The 18,878-nt window shown below is 29.3% G+C and carries 19 protein-coding genes and 1 other RNA gene; 7 read left to right on the forward strand and 13 right to left on the reverse strand.

Going from position 1 to position 18,878, the window contains the following annotated elements; genetic code table 11:
* Positions 1 to 22: 22 nt before the first annotated feature.
* Positions 23 to 823, forward strand: a complete 801-nt coding sequence (locus FYJ27_RS00100; protein ID WP_154481266.1) for a histidinol-phosphatase HisJ family protein — start codon at positions 23 to 25, stop codon at positions 821 to 823.
* On the opposite strand, the gene FYJ27_RS00105 is transcribed toward FYJ27_RS00100, so the two are convergent.
* From FYJ27_RS00105 to FYJ27_RS00120, 4 genes are all read right to left on the reverse strand, one after another.
* Positions 824 to 1,066: a hypothetical protein gene (locus tag FYJ27_RS00105; protein ID WP_154481269.1), complete on the reverse strand. Its 243-nt coding sequence runs from the start codon at positions 1,064 to 1,066 to the stop codon at positions 824 to 826. It lies immediately after the preceding gene.
* A gap of 113 nt (positions 1,067 to 1,179) precedes the next feature.
* A non-coding RNA gene (gene ssrS, locus FYJ27_RS00110) (6S RNA) lies at positions 1,180 to 1,356 on the reverse strand.
* A gap of 84 nt (positions 1,357 to 1,440) precedes the next feature.
* Positions 1,441 to 3,192, reverse strand: a complete 1,752-nt coding sequence (ftsH, locus tag FYJ27_RS00115; protein WP_154481272.1) for an ATP-dependent zinc metalloprotease FtsH — start codon at positions 3,190 to 3,192, stop codon at positions 1,441 to 1,443.
* A 180-nt stretch (positions 3,193 to 3,372) separates the two neighbouring features.
* Entirely contained in the window at positions 3,373 to 3,660 is a 288-nt protein-coding gene (locus FYJ27_RS00120) for a hypothetical protein (protein WP_154481275.1), read from the reverse strand.
* Positions 3,661 to 3,790: 130 nt separating this feature from the next.
* Here FYJ27_RS00120 and FYJ27_RS00125 point away from each other — a divergent pair, with 130 nt between their 5' ends.
* Positions 3,791 to 4,402 (forward strand): hypothetical protein, encoded by a 612-nt coding sequence (locus FYJ27_RS00125; protein ID WP_154481278.1) that lies wholly within the window; start codon positions 3,791 to 3,793, stop codon positions 4,400 to 4,402.
* Here the strand turns inward: FYJ27_RS00125 and FYJ27_RS00130 are convergent.
* Positions 4,395 to 5,306: an RluA family pseudouridine synthase gene (locus FYJ27_RS00130; RefSeq protein ID WP_154481281.1), complete on the reverse strand. Its 912-nt coding sequence runs from the start codon at positions 5,304 to 5,306 to the stop codon at positions 4,395 to 4,397. The genes FYJ27_RS00125 and FYJ27_RS00130 overlap by 8 nt on opposite strands.
* 108 nt (positions 5,307 to 5,414) lie before the next feature.
* Here FYJ27_RS00130 and FYJ27_RS00135 point away from each other — a divergent pair, with 108 nt between their 5' ends.
* On the forward strand, positions 5,415 to 6,227 hold the full coding sequence (locus FYJ27_RS00135; RefSeq protein WP_154481284.1) for an NAD(+)/NADH kinase: 813 nt from the start codon (positions 5,415 to 5,417) through the stop codon (positions 6,225 to 6,227).
* Positions 6,228 to 6,264: 37 nt separating this feature from the next.
* Here the strand turns inward: FYJ27_RS00135 and pepF are convergent, their stop codons facing one another.
* The 4 genes from pepF to FYJ27_RS00155 are packed head-to-tail and all read right to left on the reverse strand — an operon-like array spanning position 6,265 to position 11,193.
* A complete protein-coding gene (gene pepF, locus FYJ27_RS00140) occupies positions 6,265 to 8,070 on the reverse strand; it encodes an oligoendopeptidase F (protein WP_154481287.1) in 1,806 nt (601 codons plus the stop codon).
* 41 nt (positions 8,071 to 8,111) lie between these two features.
* A complete protein-coding gene (locus FYJ27_RS00145) occupies positions 8,112 to 9,515 on the reverse strand; it encodes a peptidoglycan D,D-transpeptidase FtsI family protein (RefSeq protein WP_154481290.1) in 1,404 nt (467 codons plus the stop codon).
* Positions 9,508 to 10,749 (reverse strand): FtsW/RodA/SpoVE family cell cycle protein, encoded by a 1,242-nt coding sequence (locus FYJ27_RS00150; RefSeq protein WP_154481293.1) that lies wholly within the window; start codon positions 10,747 to 10,749, stop codon positions 9,508 to 9,510. The genes FYJ27_RS00145 and FYJ27_RS00150 overlap by 8 nt, the downstream gene beginning before the upstream one ends.
* A 12-nt stretch (positions 10,750 to 10,761) precedes the next feature.
* The gene (locus tag FYJ27_RS00155) at positions 10,762 to 11,193 is read right to left on the reverse strand and encodes an FHA domain-containing protein (RefSeq protein ID WP_154481296.1); all 432 of its coding nucleotides are present in this window, start codon (positions 11,191 to 11,193) and stop codon (positions 10,762 to 10,764) included.
* 161 nt (positions 11,194 to 11,354) lie between these two features.
* Here FYJ27_RS00155 and FYJ27_RS00160 point away from each other — a divergent pair, with 161 nt between their 5' ends.
* Positions 11,355 to 11,756, forward strand: a complete 402-nt coding sequence (locus FYJ27_RS00160; protein WP_154481299.1) for a PspC domain-containing protein — start codon at positions 11,355 to 11,357, stop codon at positions 11,754 to 11,756.
* Positions 11,757 to 11,802: 46 nt separating this feature from the next.
* Here FYJ27_RS00160 and FYJ27_RS00165 read toward each other — a convergent pair whose 3' ends face one another.
* Positions 11,803 to 12,975: a MalY/PatB family protein gene (locus tag FYJ27_RS00165; protein ID WP_154481302.1), complete on the reverse strand. Its 1,173-nt coding sequence runs from the start codon at positions 12,973 to 12,975 to the stop codon at positions 11,803 to 11,805.
* Between the two features lie 177 nt (positions 12,976 to 13,152).
* On the opposite strand from FYJ27_RS00165, the gene FYJ27_RS00170 reads away from it, so the two are divergent.
* From FYJ27_RS00170 to sdaAA, 3 genes are all read left to right on the forward strand, one after another.
* Positions 13,153 to 13,806 carry an undecaprenyl diphosphate synthase family protein gene (locus FYJ27_RS00170; RefSeq protein ID WP_226808639.1) on the forward strand — a complete coding sequence of 218 codons (654 nt, stop codon included), beginning with the start codon at positions 13,153 to 13,155 and terminating at the stop codon, positions 13,804 to 13,806.
* Between the two features lie 68 nt (positions 13,807 to 13,874).
* The gene (gene sdaAB, locus FYJ27_RS00175) at positions 13,875 to 14,546 is read left to right on the forward strand and encodes an L-serine ammonia-lyase, iron-sulfur-dependent subunit beta (protein WP_154481308.1); all 672 of its coding nucleotides are present in this window, start codon (positions 13,875 to 13,877) and stop codon (positions 14,544 to 14,546) included.
* Positions 14,543 to 15,418, forward strand: a complete 876-nt coding sequence (gene sdaAA / locus FYJ27_RS00180) for an L-serine ammonia-lyase, iron-sulfur-dependent, subunit alpha (RefSeq protein ID WP_369880953.1) — start codon at positions 14,543 to 14,545, stop codon at positions 15,416 to 15,418. The genes sdaAB and sdaAA overlap by 4 nt, the downstream gene beginning before the upstream one ends.
* 34 nt (positions 15,419 to 15,452) lie before the next feature.
* Here the strand turns inward: sdaAA and gltA are convergent, their stop codons facing one another.
* The 3 genes from gltA to FYJ27_RS00195 all read right to left on the reverse strand — a co-directional run bounded on the left by gltA (position 15,453) and on the right by FYJ27_RS00195 (position 18,876).
* Positions 15,453 to 16,844: an NADPH-dependent glutamate synthase gene (gltA, locus tag FYJ27_RS12995; protein WP_154481314.1), complete on the reverse strand. Its 1,392-nt coding sequence runs from the start codon at positions 16,842 to 16,844 to the stop codon at positions 15,453 to 15,455.
* Positions 16,844 to 17,719 (reverse strand): sulfide/dihydroorotate dehydrogenase-like FAD/NAD-binding protein, encoded by an 876-nt coding sequence (locus FYJ27_RS13000; RefSeq protein WP_154481317.1) that lies wholly within the window; start codon positions 17,717 to 17,719, stop codon positions 16,844 to 16,846. The genes gltA and FYJ27_RS13000 overlap by 1 nt, the downstream gene beginning before the upstream one ends.
* A 587-nt stretch (positions 17,720 to 18,306) precedes the next feature.
* Complete coding sequence (locus FYJ27_RS00195; RefSeq protein WP_154481320.1) at positions 18,307 to 18,876, reverse strand: xanthine phosphoribosyltransferase; 570 nt, start codon at positions 18,874 to 18,876, stop codon at positions 18,307 to 18,309.
* Between the last annotated feature and the right edge of the window lie 2 nt (positions 18,877 to 18,878).

Consider the following 18,878-nt stretch of genomic DNA (forward strand, 5'->3'; position numbering starts at 1 on the left):
TTTAAAAATAGGAGTGTATAAAATGTACGATTTTCATATTCACAGTGATTTCTCTATGGATTGTAAATATTCTATGGAGGATATGGTGTTGGAAGGAATAAGAAAAAATATGAGATCTTTATGCTTTACTGACCATATTGAATTTCAAGTTACGGAAAAAAAAATAGATATTGCTTTCCGAACAAAAGATTATTTTAGGAAAGCTAATCAAATTAAATATAAATATTTTAAAGATATTGAGATTTTAACTGGGGTTGAAATAGGAATGCAACCCCATCTAAGTAAACAATATAATTCCTTTCTAAATAAAGAACGTTTTGATTTTGTTCTCATGTCAATTCATTCTGTAGGAGGAAAAGATATATGCTTTGATGGCTTTTTAGATGGAAAAGATCCTACTGAAGCTATTTTAAAATACTATGAGAATATTTTAAATTGTGTGGAAAACTTTTGCAATTATGATATATTAGGCCATGTTGATTTAATAGATAGATATTTTGAAGACTTTTCTCTCATTCCTGAAACAAAAGAATATATAGACTTAGTAGAAAATATATTTAAAGTAATTATTTCTTCAGGAAAGGGGATTGAACTAAATACTTCAGGAATAAGATATGGATTAAAATATTATCATCCAAAAATCGAATTATTAAAACTCTATAAGAAATTGGGAGGAGAAATTATAACCATAGGTTCAGATGCACATAAACCAGATTTTGTTGGCTATGATTATAAAAAAGCAGAAAAATTATTAAGAGATTTAGGTTATAAATATATATTTATATTTAGAGATAGAAAAAAATTTCCAATTCAAATAGCCTAGTTAAATGTATATTCGATCTATATGAATTCTTCTGTCACTGTTACAATGAGGGCATTTATAAAGATGGGTACATTTATAACTAGGAACCCCATCAACTTTTGAAGTAATATCATCTAATAGATAAGGACTATAATCATCTAAATAATTTACTAAAGCTCCTTTATCTTTCATTACATTAGTACATACAGGACAACTAACCTTTATTTCATATATTCCATTGCATAGTGGACAGACACGATTCATATTTTCCCTTCTTTCTGCTATTATAGTATCAGTAAATATTATATCTACTTCTTTAAAAAATATGCAAAATACAAAAAATACAGAAAACCCTTAGATTGAATCTAAGGGTTTTCTGTATTCCCACAATGCCGTCTTCCTACTTAATTCACACCCGCCTCTTACAAGGTGGGTGTCCTGTCGATAATTTTTGACGTCCTTTTAAAAAGGCATGCCATACATTATCGAACTCAGACTCCCGTTGAATACTATGTCGGTTGAATTACTTAGGATAACGAACACCGCAGAAATTTTTCTATATATATTATAACCTCTATCTTCTTTAACTTCAAGTATTGTTTTCTATTAAGTTATTTTTTTCTATTAATTCAATAATTTTACGATACTAATCTATTCATATCTTCTTCATCTAATACTTCTTTTTCAAGAAGAAGAGACGCAATCTTATCTAAATACTCAATATTGTCTATAATAAGTTTTTTCGTTTCACTATAAAGACTATCTAATATATCTTTTATTCTATCAATCAATATTTTATTTCCTTCCATATTCTGTCCTAATATTGATTCATAATTTAAAAGTCCTAATTCTTTATCCATACCGTAAATTCCTATCATAGATAAAGACATTTCAGTAGCCTTTTTCAAATCGCTAGAAGCTCCTGTAGTAATATTATTTTCTCCAAATACTACTTCTTCCGCTGCCCTTCCTCCTAAAGCTACCATTATATTATTCTTTATATCATTTTTAGTTTGATACATCTTATCTGGAGGAATATTCATGCTAAATCCTCCCATTCCTCTCGTACTAGGAATAATACTTACTTTTGTAACCCTATTTTCTTTCGAGACTAGTTTTGTTATTAATGCATGTCCTGCTTCATGATAAGCAGTAATCTTTTTATCTTCAAATAGAATAGTACTTCTATCTTTTTTCTCTTCTCCTACTAATACTGTATAAAAAGCTTTATCTATATGATTCATATTTATTAAAGGATCATTATTTTTTGCAGCTAACATTGCAGACTCGTTCATTAAGTTTTCTAGCATAGCTCCACTAAAATACACTGTTTCATGAGCAACTTTCTTTAAATTTACAGAATCAGATAAGGGTTTATTTTTGCTATGAAGACTTAATATTTTATATCTAGCATTTACATCTGGAAGTCCTACTTCTATTTGTCTATCAAATCTACCTGGTCTAAGTAATGCCTCATCTAATGTATCAATCCTATTTGTAGCAGCTACGACTATAATACCTTCATTTTCTTTAAAACCTGACATCTCAGTTAAAAGGGCATTTAATGTTCTATCACTTTCATCGCTTCCACCATTTGAAAAGTTGCCCTTTCTCTTCTTACCTAATGCATCTATCTCATCAATAAAAATAACACTTTTACCACTTTCCTTAGCCTTTTTGAAAAGTGTTCTAATTCTACTTGCACCAAGTCCTGCATAAACCTGTATAAAATCTGAACCTGCTACTGAATAAAATGGCACTTTAGCCTCTCCAGCTAGTGCTTTTGCAAGAAGGGTCTTTCCGGTTCCAGGAGGACCATACAACAATACTCCTCTAGGTATCCTAGCCCCATATTTATCATATTTATCAGGATTTTGAATAAAATCTACCAATTCTTTTAATGATCCTATAGCTTCTTCATTTCCTGCCACATCTTTAAAAGAGATATCTTTCTCGCTAAAATTTTCTTCATCTACATTTGACATTACAGCCATTTCTTTCTGTGCCTGCTTTGTCATATTATTGTTTAAAAAATAGCCAATTGCCCCTATTCCTAATAAAAACAAAATAAAAGTTAACCCTTGCATTAAAGCTGAATTTCCATTAGTTTCTTTAACTTTTATATTGTTCTTTAATAAATTTTCTTTGAAATTTTCTGTTCTTGGATTATCAGTTACGAAATAGTTACCATTTTTAAGTTTCCCAGTTATTTTTGGGCTATCATCTAGCTCTACTTTTTCAACTTGTCCATTTTCTACATAGGATAAAAATCTTTTATAAGAAATCTCTTTATAATTCTTATTACTATTCATATATGAATATAGACTAGATAACAGAGCTATTGAAATTATTAGGAATAGAAGTACTTTAACTTTCCTATCTATTCTCATATTATTTTCCTCCTAGTTAACATAATGTAATGACATTATAACATTAATTTACTTCTATGTCTATTTCCTACATTTAGCAGTATGACAAAAAATACGTAGAAACAGCTTTTAAAACTATTAGATCTTTGAAATCTAATAGTTCTAAAAGCTATATACTATATCTAAATATTACATTTTTCTTTATCTATCTCCCTTAAGTACATTTAATAATTTATCTAATCTTTCTCTTTGTTCTTCATTGAGTAGTGGTCTTATTTTTTCAAGTCTTTCTAATAAATCTTCATATTCTTCTGGATCCATACTATCTTCCATTTTTTCATTTAATTTAATTATTTCAAAAAAAATTTCATCATCAGATTTGCTGGAATAATCTTCTGCTACTTTTTTTATATTTTCCATTTGTTCATCTGTAACTTCTGTATTTCCTATTTCTTCTAATGATTTTTTAAGTTCATCATTATTATCCATTTAAACGCCTCCTTAAAACTTTATATTCTAATTTATGTAATGTTTTTTGAATATATTACATTTCATGGAACATTTTTAATTCTACCTCATATAATAATATAAGTACTTTTTTCAAATGGGAGGATTTAATGTGGATAATAAATTATTAGCTTTTTTCATTTTTTATACTTTAAAGAATACTGAAATAAAAAAATCAAATGTAAAAAATGTTCTTTTACTAGATTTAGATAGCCTAGATACTGAATATACAACTGAAAAGATTAGAATTTTAAAAGAAGTAGGTCCTTACTTTCCAGAAGAACTAATTCCTATACTAAACAAATCTTTACTAATAACTGAAAAAATAATAAAAACACATGAGACTATGAATTTCATAAAAAATAATGAACCTTTTAAAGAAGTACAATTAACCAAAGTTGAAAACAATAAGGAAAGATTCAACTACATAATTTCAACATTAAAAAGAGAAATTCCTGAAGAAAAAATAAATAACATAGGATATCCTTTTAATTTAATTCTAAATTATGATAAATATAAGTATATGTTTAATCTATTTTCTTCTATAGTTTCCAATCCTGAAAAACTAGATAATCCTAAAGAGCTTATTTCCTTAATAGAGCCTATGATGGAAGGAAAAGATGAGAAAGAAAAAAAGAAAATGAAAGAAATGTTACAAATGGCTGAAATAATGATGGCTCTAGAACCTTCTAATAAAAAGGAAAAAGACTCAGAAACTAAATAGTTTCTGAGTCTTTTAAACTTTTCATCATATTTTTTATATCTAAAGGTAAAGGGGCATTAAATTCTATTTTTTCATTAGTTCTAGGATGCTTCGCTACTAATTGGCTAGCGTGAAGAGCTTGTCTCTTTATTAAATCACTAGGTTTATTGTACAATGTATCACCAATAATAGGATGACCAATATGATTTAAATGAACCCTTATCTGATGGCTTCTACCTGTGTATATTTGAACCTCTAAAAGGGTTGAATCTTTAAATCTCTTTATTACGTTATACTTTGTTATTGCCCTTTTCCCGTCTTTAGTAACTACTTTTTTTATACTTTTTTCTTCTTCTCGCCCTATAGGCAAATCTATTATATCCTCATCTTTCAAAACCACTCCCTCAACTATTGCTAAGTACTTTTTTATCACTGTGTTTTCCTGGAACTGTAGTGCCATCTGTTGATGGCTAAAAGAGTTTTTAGCTAATATTAAAACTCCTGAAGTATCCATATCTAATCTGTTAATAAATCTTATTTTCTTTTTAATATTTTTATTCCTATAATAATAACTAACTCCATTTGAAATAGTACCATCAACATGGCTTTTGGTAGGATGGACTACTATATTAGCTGCCTTATTGAGTACTAAAAGGTCATAATCTTCATAAATTATATCTAAAGGAATATTTTGAGGAATAGTATTATCTATTTCATCTTCCAATACTATAGATATAATATCGCCTTTTTTAGTTTTTTTAGTTCTTTTTACATTAGCTCCATTTAGAAATATTGATTTTTCTCTTTTTAATTTCCTAAAAAGCCTTCCAGAAATATTGTTTTCAAAAAGAACCTCTTCTACAGTCATTCCATTAGTTTTTACTTCGAATAAAACAACATTTTCACTTTCCTTTAAAATTCCCATATATATCCTCCAATTATTTTTCATTTATTGTATAATATATACATAACGTTAATTATTATATCAAATTTTTTATATTTTTAAATAAGAGCTTATTTAGGAGGGAGAAATTTGAGTTTAAATAAGGATCGAATCATAAATATTATCTCAAATAATAATAAGGATTCTAAAAAAACTCGTAAATTATTAGTAAAGAAACTAGATAACAATGGATTTATAGTTCCAAAGAATTATAATGATAATGGGGAATTAAATATTTGTATTGGTGGAGATGGTGCTTTTTTAAGAGCAGTACATAAATATAATTTCCCTAAAATCCCTTTTGTAGGTATAAATACAGGACATTTAGGATTCTTTCAAGAGATACTTCCAGAAAATTTAGATGAATTTATTAATAACTATAAAAACAAGAAATATTTTGTTGAAGAAATATTTCTTATCGAAGCAAATGTTTGCACTAAAGATCATTGTATAAAGCTTACTGGAGTTAACGAATTTGCTATTAAAGGAATCGATTCTAAAGTAGTCCATTTAGAAATTTTTATCAATGACAATCATTTAGAAAAGTTTAGTGGAGATGGAATTATTATATCTACTCCTGTTGGAAGTACTGCTTATAATTTCTCTAGTGGAGGAAGTATTGTCTATCCTTCTCTTAAAACTTTGCAAATAACACCCCTATCCCCTATTAGTTCTAAAGCTTATCGCTCCCTTCCAAACAGTACTATTGTTCCTGGTGATATGACTATAAAGATAAAACCAGAATATTTATATCAAAATTCTATCTTAATAGTAAATGATGGAGTTCAACATACATATGAAAATATAGTAGAAATTTATTTTACTATTTCTAAAATGACCATTTTTAGATTAGTCTTTAATAAAGATATGTACTGGAGCAATTTAAAAAGTAAATTTTTATAATATAAAAGAGAGGCTGAGCCTCTCTTTTATATTATATTTATATTAACTTATCCATTTCATCAACTAATTGGCTAAATAGTCCTAAAGCTTTATCTACAGGTTCAGATGTTGTCATATCTACACCAGCTTTTCTTAGAACATTGATAGGATAATCCGAATTTCCACTTTTTAAAAATCCAATATATCTATCTACTGCTTCTTCTCCTTCTTCAAGTATCTGTTGGGATAATGAAACTGCAGAAGAAAATCCTGTTGCATATTGGAATACATAGAAATTATAATAGAAATGAGGTATTCTGGCCCATTCAAAAGCTATTTCTTCATCAACAACCATATCTGGTCCATAATATTTTTCATTCAATCCTTTATACATTTCACATAGATAATCTGCCGTTAAAGCTCCTCCATTTTCTACATATTCATGAATATTCTTTTCAAATTCAGCAAACATAGTTTGTCTATATACAGTGGTTCTAAATTGTTCTAAATAATGATTTAATAGATATAATTTTTCATTATCATTTTTTACATTTTTAAGCATATGATCTATAAGTAAAGCTTCATTAGTTGTAGATGCAACTTCTGCTAAAAATATACTATAGCTTCCATAAATATAAGGTTGTGCTGTTTTAGAATAGTAGCTATGAATTGAATGTCCCATTTCATGAGCAATTGTAAATACATTATCTAAAGTTTCATGATAATTTAACAATACAAAGGGTTTAGAATCATAAGTTCCTGAAGAATAAGCTCCACTTCTTTTGCCCCTATTTTCATATACATCTATCCACCTTGAATTAAATCCTTCGTCTAGTATCTCTATATAGGCTTTACCTAAAGGTTTTAATCCTTCCTTAATAATAGTTTGTGATTCATCATAAGGTACCTTTATATCTACATCTTTCACTATAGGAGTATATATGTCGTACATATGAAGATTATCTAATTTAAGAGCTCTTTTTCTTATATCCATATATTTATACATAGCATCTAAATTGTTGTGAACAGAATTTATTAGGTTATCATATACAGAAGTAGGTATATTATTTTCATCAAGAGCAGCTTCTAAACTAGAACTATAGTTTCTTGCCTTTGAATAAAATATGTTTTTCTTAACACAACCATTTAATGTAGAAGCAAATGTATTTTTAAACTCTTCATAGGTATTATAAACTGCTTTAAAAGCCTCTTCTCTAACCCTTCTATCATTACTTTCCATAAGAGGTATGAAGTTTCCATGGGTTATTTCTACATTGTTTCCACTTTCGTCTTTTATAGAAGGAAATTTCATATCTGCATCACTTAGCATAGAAAAAACAGTTTCTGGAGTGCTAGCCATTTCCCCTATTTCAGCAAGTAAAGCTTCTTCTTTTTGGGACAATACATGGTTCTTTCCCCTTAGCACATCTTCTAAATAATGTTCATAAAGTTTTAAACCTTCTTCCTCTTGCATATACTTTTCTAAATCATCTTCTTCCAATGAGAGTATTTCAGGCACTATAAAAGAAGTTTCGCTATTTACTAATACATATAGATTTGTAGCTCTATCAGTTAATGCTTGATAAGTAGATTTTCTACTATCTTCATCTAATCTCATTCTTGCATATACTAATACATTAGATATTTTTCTATATAGATCATCCTTTAGTTTTAAAACTTCTAATAGTTTGCTGCTACTTTCAACAGTTTTACCCTTATATTTTGATATTTCCTTTACCAATACTTTGACCTTTTCAAAGTCCTCTTCCCAAGCTTCATTATTTGCATACATCGACTCTAAATCCCATTTGTATTTTTCTTGAATATTCTCTCTATCTATTGGTGTGTTTTTTTTATTATCCATGTAATTACCCCTTTCTTTTTTTATATTATATATTAATTTTATTATTTTATCCTATTTAATCCTTCGATCATAATTTGTCTAGCTATAGGAGCTGCAGTTTTTCCTCCAGTAGTTCCATCACTTTCTAATATTACGCTAATAGCAATTTTAGGTTCATCTGCTGGAGCAAATCCTATAAACCAAGCATGAGATTTTCCTGTTGGATTTTCTGCTGTTCCAGTCTTCCCTGCTACCCTTATATCACCAATACTAGCATTAGTACCAGTTCCCCTTTTTACTACTTCTACCATCATATTTTTTACCTGGTTAGCTATAAGAGGATCTGTTACCTGGGAAATAGTTTCTGTATCGTTTAATTTTATTAAATGTCCTTTAGGAGATAAAATCTCTTTTACTAAAATAGGTTTTACCATATTTCCTTCATTTCCAATAGCAGAAGCTACCATAGCCATATTTAATGGTGTTACAAGTGTTTTTCCTTGTCCAATACTAGAAGCAGCAATATCTGTCTTTTTTAATTCTTCACCATGAGCAAATTTAGAGGCCTTAACTGGTAAATCAAATGGAATATCTTTATTCATCATAAATCTCTCAGATACTCCTCCCAGTTCCTGTCTACCTACTTGTAGACCTAACTGTGCGAAATATGAATTACAAGATTTAACTAATGCTTCTTCTAATCCTAATTTGCCATGGGCTTTTCCACCATAGTCTTCTAATGTATAGCCCTCTACAGTAAATGAGCCCTTACAATCATAGGATTTACTAACATTAGGGTTTTCTAATCCAGCCACAGCAGTAACTACTTTAAAAATCGAACCTGGAGCATAAAGTCCACTAGTTGCTCTATTAAGGAAAGGGCTATCTGGATTTTCTACTATAGATTGCCAATTTTGTTTCATTGTATTAGGGTCAAAATCTGGCTGACTTACCATAGCATATATTTCTCCATTTTGTGGATTCATAGCCACTATAGAGCCTTTCTTTCCCTTAAGAGAATTTCGTGCAATTTCTTGTAATTCGTGATCTAATGTTAGCTTAATATTATTTCCTTCTCCATCAGGTTTTATAATCTTACTAATCTCCTTCAGAGTTGTACTTTCTTTTAAATTAAGTAATTCATTATTATAGGTTAATTCTAATCCTGATTTTCCATAGTCTCTATAGCTATATCCAATAATATGACTATAAAGACTTCCATAATTATAATGTCTTATAGTTGAATCTTCAGTTTTTTCACTGTAAGCCAATGTTTTCCCATTTCTATCTAGAATCATTCCCCTTAAAATATTTTCTTCATCTATCCACAATCTTTTATTAAAACTATTATTTTTTATCTTTGGAGCTGTGAAAATTTGAAAATAGCTTAAATAAACTATTAAACTAGTAAAAAGTAAACACATAGCAATAAGTACCCTTGCCATTCTTTTAACTTCCTTATTCATGCTCTTCCACCTCTTCCATAGGTAACTCTTCAGAAGCTACTTGCAAAATACCTAATGCAATAAAACTAGAAATTATAGAGCTACCTCCATAGCTTATAAAAGGTACTGTAATACCAGTTAGAGGTATCATTTTAATAACTCCTCCAAAAATTATAAAGGTTTGAAAACCAAACATAGCACTAATGCCAAAAGCAACTATCCTAAAAAACTTATCGCTTTGGCTTAAGGCAATTTTAAAGCCTCTATAAACTAATATTAAAAACAACATCATTATAGCAATACCAGTAAATATTCCCATTTCCTCACAAATAGCAGGAAATATAAAATCTGTGTGAACTTCAGGAATAAAATCTGGATGGCCTAAGCCTATACCAGTTCCAAAAAAACCTCCATTAGCAATAGCAAATAAGGATTGAGTAATTTGGTATCCTTTGTTGTCTACATATCTCCAAGGATCTATCCAAGTTTCTACCCTTATTTTTACATGGTCAAATATAAAATAACTAACTATAGCTCCTATAGAAGCTAATAGTATATTATACAATATAAGTTTTCTATCCTTTTCATAAACGTATTGAATAACTAAAAATATCAAATAAAATAATAGTGCACCACCTAAATCTTTCTGTAAAAATAAAAAGCCAATAAATACATATACAGATATTAATAATCTATATCCAGATTTCCCATTTTTATCGAATTTTTTTTCATTTGTATAAAATGATGCAATAAAAAATATAAAAGCTATTTTTATAATCTCAGAAGGTTGAAAACCAAAACTACCAATTTTAATCCAATTCCTAGCTCCTCCAATGGTCTTACCAAATACTAATGTAAATAAGAATAAAACTACTGAACCTAATCCATAAAATAAAGTTAACCTATCCCACTTTTTGAAGCTTTTCACAATTATATAAGAAATAAAAAAAATCAAGATTCCTCCACTTACCCATACTACTTGTCTAGCCCCTAATTTTGGATTTAATCTATATATCATTATGATGCCTAGTTTAAGAAGCATAGTAACGATTAAAAAAATATAATGATCACCAGAAGATATTTTTAACAAAATAAAATTTGATACATATATTATAAATATTAATACAATTCCAGTAATCAAGGTAAATTTATCTAATTCATCAGTACTATATGCAAATAATAGTAATAAGGCAATTACATCAATAAGTACAAGAAGATTTCTAGGGACTCTATAGCTTATTAATTTTTTAAACATTTTTTCAACTCCTTATTTCCTATTTACAAATAAAAATTCTACCTGCCCTAATCTAATTCTATCGCCATTTCTTAGTTTTACTACATCCATTATTTTATCTCCATTTACAAATGTTCCATTTGCGCTTTCTAAATCCTCTAGATAATAATCACCTTCATCTTTTACTATCTTTAAATGTTTCTTAGATATATAAGGATCTTTTATAATTATATTATTTTGATTGCCTCTACCAATAGTCGTATCTTTATCTAATGAATAGACTTCCTTCACCTTAAAAGGTAAAGTTTCCTTTTGATTTATTAGTTTAAGATAATTATTTTTACTTAATGTATTAAGGCTCATACCTTTTATGTCTAAATAAATTAATCTTATAATACTTAACATAAACAAATAAATTATAAGTATAAAAACATATTTAAATACTACTGATAATATATTAAACATTTTTAACCTCCAAATTATGAAACTATTATACTCTTTTAGAATAATGTTATCATATTACTTAATGAATGTGAATAAACATATTTTAATTTTTAAACAAGTTTAATTTAGACTAATAATCTGTTAATATTAATCTATATGGATTTATTTAGGGAGGTATTTCTATGTCAAAAAAGTTCTATCGTTCTTCTAATGATAAAATCATAGCTGGAGTATGTGGTGGATTAGGTGAATATTTTAATATTGATCCTTCTATCATTAGAATTTTCTGGTTGCTTTTCTCCATATCAGGAAGTGGCTCAGGTATAGTTGCTTATATTATATGTGCTATTGTAATTCCTGAAAAGGACAGCGATGTTATTTATTATGATGAAAATGAGAATAAAAGTTATAAAAATAGTGCCTTATTTATTGGCATAGTATTAATTTTAATAGGTGCCAGCCTACTAGTAAGAAAAATTTGGCCTTGGTTTAGTCTAAAAAGTTTAAAAATAGCCAGATACTGGCCTATACTATTAATAATTGCCGGAATATACATTATATATAATCAAAAAAAAGAAAATTAAATAATAAGTCTTGATTTTTTAGCTAAAAAATCAAGACTTATTATTTTTATAGATTATTTATAGTATTCTTTATTCTAGATAACCCTTCTTCTAAAATACTTCTTGGACATCCTATATTCAATCTTTGGAATCCACTTCCACCTATTCCAAAGGTAGGACCATGATTCAATCCAATTTTAGCTTTATTTATCATTAAACCTTTTATTTCTTCATCACTTAATCCCAGTTTCCTAAAATCTAACCAAATAAGAAAAGTTCCCTCAGGTCTTACCACTTTAATTTCTGGTATATTCTTTTCTATATAATCCATAAGAAAATTTAAATTTCCTTCTAAATAAATTAAAAGCTCATCTAACCATTCTTCTCCATAATTATAAGCTGCTTCAAGTCCTACAAGTCCAAATATATTAGTAGTATTCGCTCCTATTAAATCGATAGTTTCTTTATATTTTTTCCTTATTTCTTCATTAGGAATAATTGCTACTGAAGTATGAAGACCTGCTATATTAAAAGTTTTACTTGGAGCCATTAAAGTAATAGTATTCATTGCCATATCATCAGATATAGAAGCTATAGGTATATGCTTATTTCCACTATATATAATATCTCCATGTATTTCATCTGAAACTACTAAAATTTCCTTTTCTAAACATACTTTCTCTAATCTCTTTAGTTCTTCTTCATCCCAAACCCTTCCTACTGGGTTATGGGGACTACATAAAAATAATATCTTTGTATCTTCATCAATATTTTTCTCCAAATCATCAATATCCATAATATATCTTATACCATTAAATTTTAGTGGATTATTTAAAACCTTTCTTCCATTTTTTTCTATAACTTTATAAAAAGGTGGGTATATGGGAGGTTGAAGAACTATCTTATCACCTTTTTTAGAAAAGCTTAATACTGCTAAATTAAGTCCTGTAACTACTCCTGGAGTAAACACTATCCATTCTTCATCAATATTCCATCCATGTCGCTTTTTAACCCAATTAGCTACAGATTTATAAAAAGATTTAGGTATACCTGTATAACCAAAAATTCCATGTCTTACCCTTTCCTCCATAGCTTTAATAACTTCATTAGGAGATTTAAAATCCATATCTGCTACCCACATAGGTAAAACCTCTTCATCTCCATATATCTTTTTTAAATAGCTCCACTTTGCTGAATGAGTAGACTTTCTATTAATTATTTGATCAAAATCATATTTCATACATCTCTCCCCTTTATCCTAAGTACATAGTATCTAAAGCATATATTCTATATATCTTTATAAAGTCCTTCTAATACTTAATGCTTTAGATGTCAATACTTATTTAAATAAGTTTTTGATCAATTTCAAGGATTTTTTTGAATATATAGGAAATAATACTATAAAAAGATATAAGGAGTGGTTATTTTGAGAATTCCTAAACACATAGGTATTATTCCAGATGGTAATAGAAGATGGGCTGTAGAAAATGGGCTTACTAAAGAAAAAGGATATGAAAGAGGTTTAAATCCTGGACTTGAACTTTTTAAACTCTGTGAAAAAGAAGGTATTGAAGAAATTACTTATTATGGATTTACTGTAGATAATACTAAAAGGCCAAAATTTCAAAGACTGGCTTTTAGCCAAGCTTGTGTAGATGCTGTTAAAATGCTTTCTAAAGAAAATGCCTCCCTTTTAGTTGTTGGCAATACAAAATCTCCTATGTTCCCAAAAGAACTTCTTCCCTATGCCATAAGACGTCAAACTTTTGGAAATGGAGGTATTAAGGTAAACTTTTTAGTTAATTATGGTTGGCAATGGGATTTAAAAAATCACTTTTCAGATGAAAATAAAAAACAAGATCCCTTAAATTTAGTTTATTCAAGAGATATTTCTAGAATAGATTTAATAATTAGATGGGGTGGCAGAAGAAGACTTAGTGGCTTCTTGCCTTTACAATCTGTTTATTCAGATTTTTATGTAATTAATGATTATTGGCCAGATTTTAGAGAAGAACATTTCTATGATGCTTTAAGTTGGTATAATAAGCAAGACATTACATTAGGGGGATAACCCCCTTTATTATTGCCTTAATTGAAATAAAATGTTAAAATTAGTTGACAAACTAAGGGAGGGATATGATGAAAGAATATGGCGTTTTTGATGTTTTAGGCCCTATAATGATAGGTCCTTCCAGCTCCCATACTGCCGGTGCTGCTCGCTTAGGTAAAATCGCAAAGCAAATCGTTGGAGAAGACTTTGTTAAAGCAACCTTTCTACTCCATGGTTCTTTTGCAAAAACTTATAAAGGTCATGGTACAGATAAAGCTTTAGTCGCTGGAATATTGGGAATGGATCCTTCTGATGAAAGAATTAAACACTCGCTAGAAATTGCCGAAAAAAAAGGTATTGTAATTCAATTTCATGAAACAGATTTAGGATATGAACATCCTAATAGTGTAAAAATAATATTTGAAGATAAAAAAGGAGATACATTTTATATAATAGGTTCTTCTATAGGTGGAGGAAGTATTTTAATCACAGATATTGATGGAACTAAAGTTGAATTTACAGGCAATCTACCAACTTTGATACTAAAATATGATGATAGAAAAGGAAGTGTTAGTAGGATAAGTACTATACTCTCTTCTAATAGTATAAATATTGCTACAATGAAAGTTTCAAGAGAAGGTAAAATCGCTACAATGGTTCTTGAAGCTGATAGTGAAATAAATGAAACTGTTCTTAAAGAAATTTCAAATATTGAACATATCTTCTATATTAAGGCTGTAAATCCTATAGATAAGAGGTGATTATTTTGTTTAATAATGGTGAAGAGCTATTAACAATATGCAACAAGGAAAATAAAAAAATTTATGAAGTAGTTCTTGAAAAAGAGATGGATCAAACTGGAAAACCCATAGAAGAAATAAGAAATTTAATGAAAGAAAATTTAAATGTAATGATAGAATCTTCTAATCATGCCCTTGACAAAAATATCATTTCAGTAAGTGGATTGATTGGAGGACAAGCAAATAAAGTAAAAAGATATAGTGAAAATAATAAAACTTTATGTGGTGATTTAATAAATATTGCAATGGCAAGGTCTTTATCAACTTCAGAAGTAAACGCTTCCATGGGTAAAATAGTGGCAGCACCTACAGCTGGAGCTTCTGGTATTTTACCTAGCGCAATAATTACAACAGCAGAAAAATTTGATTTAGGTAAGGAAGAAATGATAAATAGTTTATTTACAGCTGCTGGAATTGGAGAAATAGTAGCAAAAAATGCAACTATTTCTGGGGCTTATGGAGGTTGTCAGGCTGAATGTGGGGTGGCAGCTGCTATGGCTGCAGCTTCCATTGTTGAAATGCTGGGAGGAAGTCCTGAAGCCTGTCTTCATGCCGCAAGTATTTCAATAGTAAATGTACTAGGTCTTGTATGTGATCCTATAGCAGGTTTAGTAGAATTTCCATGTGCATTCAGAAATGCTTCTGGAGTAGTTAACGCTTTAATTTCTGCAGATTTAGCCCTAGCTGGAGTAAAAAGTTTAATTCCTTTTGATGAAGTAGTTGAAGCTATGTATAAAGTAGGAAAATCATTACCTGATTCTTTAAAAGAAACAGCATTGGGAGGATTAGCTGCTACACCAACAGGAAAAGATTTGAAAAATAAAGTCCTATAATAAATAAAACTCTCCGAAAATCGGAGAGTTTTATTTATTTATTATATTTTTCTTTTATATATTTATCTATAGATGCTGCTGCTTTTTTGCCTGCTCCCATAGCAAGTATAACCGTTGCAGCACCAGTTACTGCATCTCCACCAGCAAACACACCTTCTCTAGATGTTTGTCCATTTTCATCTGCTACTATACATCTTCTTCTATCTATTTCAAGGCCTTCTGTAGTTGATGGTATAAGTGGATTTGGTGATGTTCCAAGGGACATAATAACAGTATCTACCTCAAATTCAAACTCAGTACCTTCAATAGGCTCTGGTCTTCTTCTTCCTGATTTATCTGGTTCGCCAAGCTCCATTCTTATACATCTAATACCCTTTACCCAACCCTTTTCATCTGCAAGTATTTCTATAGGATTGGTTAGAAGTTCAAAGTTTATACCTTCTTCTTTAGCATGATGAACTTCTTCCACTCTTGCTGGTAACTCTTCTTCAGACCTTCTATAAACTATCCAAACTTCAGCTCCTAATCTTTTAGCAGTTCTAGCAGCATCCATTGCAACATTTCCGCCACCTACTACTGCAACTTTGTCTCCTACTTTTATAGGTGTATCATAATTTTTTCTAAAAGCCTTCATAAGGTTATTTCTTGTTAAAAATTCATTTGCTGAAAATACTCCATTAAGATTTTCTCCAGGTATTCCCATAAATTTAGGTAAACCAGCACCTGAGCCTATAAATACTGCATCAAAACCTTCTTTTTCCATAAGATCTGCTATAGTTACAGTTCTACCTACTACTACATTAGTTTCTATTTTCACTCCGAGCTTCTTTAAGTTTTCTATCTCTTTTTTAACAACTTTTTCTTTTGGCAATCTAAACTCAGGTATTCCATATACTAGAACTCCACCTGCTTCGTGAAGGGATTCAAATATAGTTACATCATATCCTTCTTTAACCAGATCTCCTGCACAAGTAACTCCAGCAGGTCCTGAACCTATAACTGCTACTTTATGTCCATTCTTTTCTTTAACTTCTCCTACTTGTATATTATGTTCTCTTGCCCAGTCTGCAGCAAATCTTTCTAATTTTCCAATAGATACCGGATCCCCTTTATGCCCAAGAACACAAGTCTTTTCACATTGTTCTTCTTGAGGGCAAACCCTTCCACAAACTGCAGGAAGAGCACTATACTTAGCAAGAATTTGAGCTGCTTCTGCAAAATTACCTTCTGCTATTTCTTTAATAAATGCTGGTATATCTATAGATACAGGACAATTTCCTCTACAAGCAGGTTTCTTACAGTTTAAACAGCGCTTTGCTTCAGCTATAGCCTCTTCTTCTGTATATCCAAGACATACTTCATCAAAGTTTTTTATTCTTTCTTCCGGGTCTTGCACTGAAATTGGCACTCTTTTAAATCTATCCATTATTTAGCACCTCCTTCAGTTTGTTTACATCTGCATTCATATTGTTCATCTTTTTCACATTCTTCATTTTTATATTGAGCTTGTCTTTTCAAAGCTTCATCAAAATCTACAAGATGACCATCAAATTCCGGACCATCTACACAAGCAAATTTAGTTTCATTTCCAACTGTAACCCTGCAAGCACCACACATTCCTGTACCATCTACCATTATAGGATTAAGACTAACAACCGTATCTATCCCTAATTCATCTGTAAGCTTACATACAAATTTCATCATTATCATTGGTCCAATTGCTATTACTTTATCGTAATGTTTTCCTTGATTTTTTACAAGTTCTTCAATTAAACCAGTTACCATACCATTAAATCCATAACTTCCATCATCAGTTGCTATATAAAGATTTCCTGCTACACTTTTAATTTTATCTTCTAGAATTATCATTTCCTTATTTTTGGCTCCAACTATTACATCAACATCAATACCATTTTCATGGAACCATCTTACCTGTGGATAAACAGGAGCTGCGCCAACTCCTCCAGCTACAAATAAATATTTTTCTTTCTTCAATTTCTCAATATCTTCATTTACATATTCTGATGGTTGTCCAAGAGGACCTACAAAATCTTTAAAATACTCTCCCTCATTGTATCTAGCCATTTTTTTAGTAGAACAACCCATAGATTGAACTACTATAGTAACTGTTCCTTTTTCCTTATCATAATCACATATAGTTAGAGGAACCCTTTCTCCCTGCTCATCAGCTATAACAATAACAAATTGTCCTGGCTTAGCTGACTCAGCTACCCTTGGAGCTAAAATATCCATGGAAAAGATATTTGGTGCTAAACTTTTCTTTTCTACAATTTTGAACAATTACAACTCCTCCCTCAATTGACAATATAATTCTAATCATACATTACTAATACTACTTATTATACATTGATAATATTACTCAAAATATCTTATTTTAAAAATAAGATATAGAATCATATTGTCCTAATATTTAATTTAAACTAGATAAATAAGTTTAGATAAGACTGAAACTCCCATGGCTAAACCAATGGGCCTCTCAGGTACTATATAGATTTCTTCAATAATCTTACTGTGTTTACTACAATTAGAACATATTGAAACTATCTATTTTCCCTAAGACTTTTACTAACTATGAATATTCCAGTGAGCCACATTAATGTTAGTATAAACCTCGTTTCAAAACCTATCTTAGGCTACCCGTTCCATACTTAAAAATATGGACCTTCCGCCTTTATTTGTAAACTTGCCCCTATATTTAGTTTTTAATAAAAAATTTTTTATTATTAATATATTACTAATTTTGCATTAGGAAAACCTTTTCCATATAATATAAATCTATCTTCCTATGATAATTTTATCACAATATATTTAATAATTCAATGAATTATTAAATATATTCATTATTGAAGCATTGGATCTTTTTAAATTTATCTGAATTTTATTTCTCCATTTTCTAAACTGTCTATTATTACTAATGAATCCACTCTAATTTTATTGTTTCTTAAATTATCTCCTCCTTTTTGAAATCCTTTCTCTATAACTATTCCTGCCCCTACAAGGGTAGCTTCTGCTTGTTCTACTATATCCTTTAAACCTAATAGTGCTCTTCCATTAGCTAAGAAATCATCTATTAAAAGGATTCTGTCTTCCTTATTTAAATATCTCTTTGCTACCCTTATTTTATAATTTTTTTCTTTAGTATAGGAATATACATTACTTTCATAAGTTTCCTTATCTAAATTCTTTGACTCTGTTTTTCTAGCAAAAAGTACAGGAACATTAAAATATTGGGCAGCTATTGCTCCAATCGCTATTCCTGAAGTTTCTATAGTTAATATTTTAGTTATTTTTTCATTTTTAAATCTTCTTTTAAATTCTTTTCCAATTTCATTTAATAGTTCAATATCTAATTGATGATTTAAAAAACTATCTACTTTTAATATATTCCCTTCTTCTATTCTTCCTTCTTTTAGTATTTTTTCTTTTAGTATTTCCATTT

It is taken from the genome of Anaerosalibacter bizertensis (assembly GCF_009696605.1).
Taxonomy (GTDB): domain Bacteria; phylum Bacillota; class Clostridia; order Tissierellales; family Sporanaerobacteraceae; genus Anaerosalibacter; species Anaerosalibacter bizertensis.

Bases quoted from the DNA above. Each gene is read 5' to 3' on its own strand.
- FYJ27_RS00120 (WP_154481275.1), bottom strand. From the start codon at position 3,660: ATGGATAATAATGATGAACTTAAAAAATCATTAGAAGAAATAGGAAAT.
- FYJ27_RS00130 (WP_154481281.1), bottom strand. From the start codon at position 5,306: ATGGGAATTTTAAAGGAAAGTGAAAATGTTGTTTTATTCGAAGTAAAA.
- FYJ27_RS00145 (WP_154481290.1), bottom strand. From the start codon at position 9,515: ATGAATAAGGAAGTTAAAAGAATGGCAAGGGTACTTATTGCTATGTGT.
- gltA (WP_154481314.1), bottom strand. From the start codon at position 16,844: ATGGATAGATTTAAAAGAGTGCCAATTTCAGTGCAAGACCCGGAAGAA.
- sdaAB (WP_154481308.1), top strand. From the start codon at position 13,875: ATGAAAGAATATGGCGTTTTTGATGTTTTAGGCCCTATAATGATAGGT.
- ftsH (WP_154481272.1), bottom strand. From the start codon at position 3,192: ATGAGAATAGATAGGAAAGTTAAAGTACTTCTATTCCTAATAATTTCA.
- FYJ27_RS00160 (WP_154481299.1), top strand. From the start codon at position 11,355: ATGTCAAAAAAGTTCTATCGTTCTTCTAATGATAAAATCATAGCTGGA.
- FYJ27_RS00105 (WP_154481269.1), bottom strand. From the start codon at position 1,066: ATGAATCGTGTCTGTCCACTATGCAATGGAATATATGAAATAAAGGTT.
- FYJ27_RS00165 (WP_154481302.1), bottom strand. From the start codon at position 12,975: ATGAAATATGATTTTGATCAAATAATTAATAGAAAGTCTACTCATTCA.
- pepF (WP_154481287.1), bottom strand. From the start codon at position 8,070: ATGGATAATAAAAAAAACACACCAATAGATAGAGAGAATATTCAAGAA.
- FYJ27_RS00155 (WP_154481296.1), bottom strand. From the start codon at position 11,193: ATGTTTAATATATTATCAGTAGTATTTAAATATGTTTTTATACTTATA.
- FYJ27_RS00100 (WP_154481266.1), top strand. From the start codon at position 23: ATGTACGATTTTCATATTCACAGTGATTTCTCTATGGATTGTAAATAT.
- FYJ27_RS00150 (WP_154481293.1), bottom strand. From the start codon at position 10,749: ATGTTTAAAAAATTAATAAGCTATAGAGTCCCTAGAAATCTTCTTGTA.
- FYJ27_RS00195 (WP_154481320.1), bottom strand. From the start codon at position 18,876: ATGGAAATACTAAAAGAAAAAATACTAAAAGAAGGAAGAATAGAAGAA.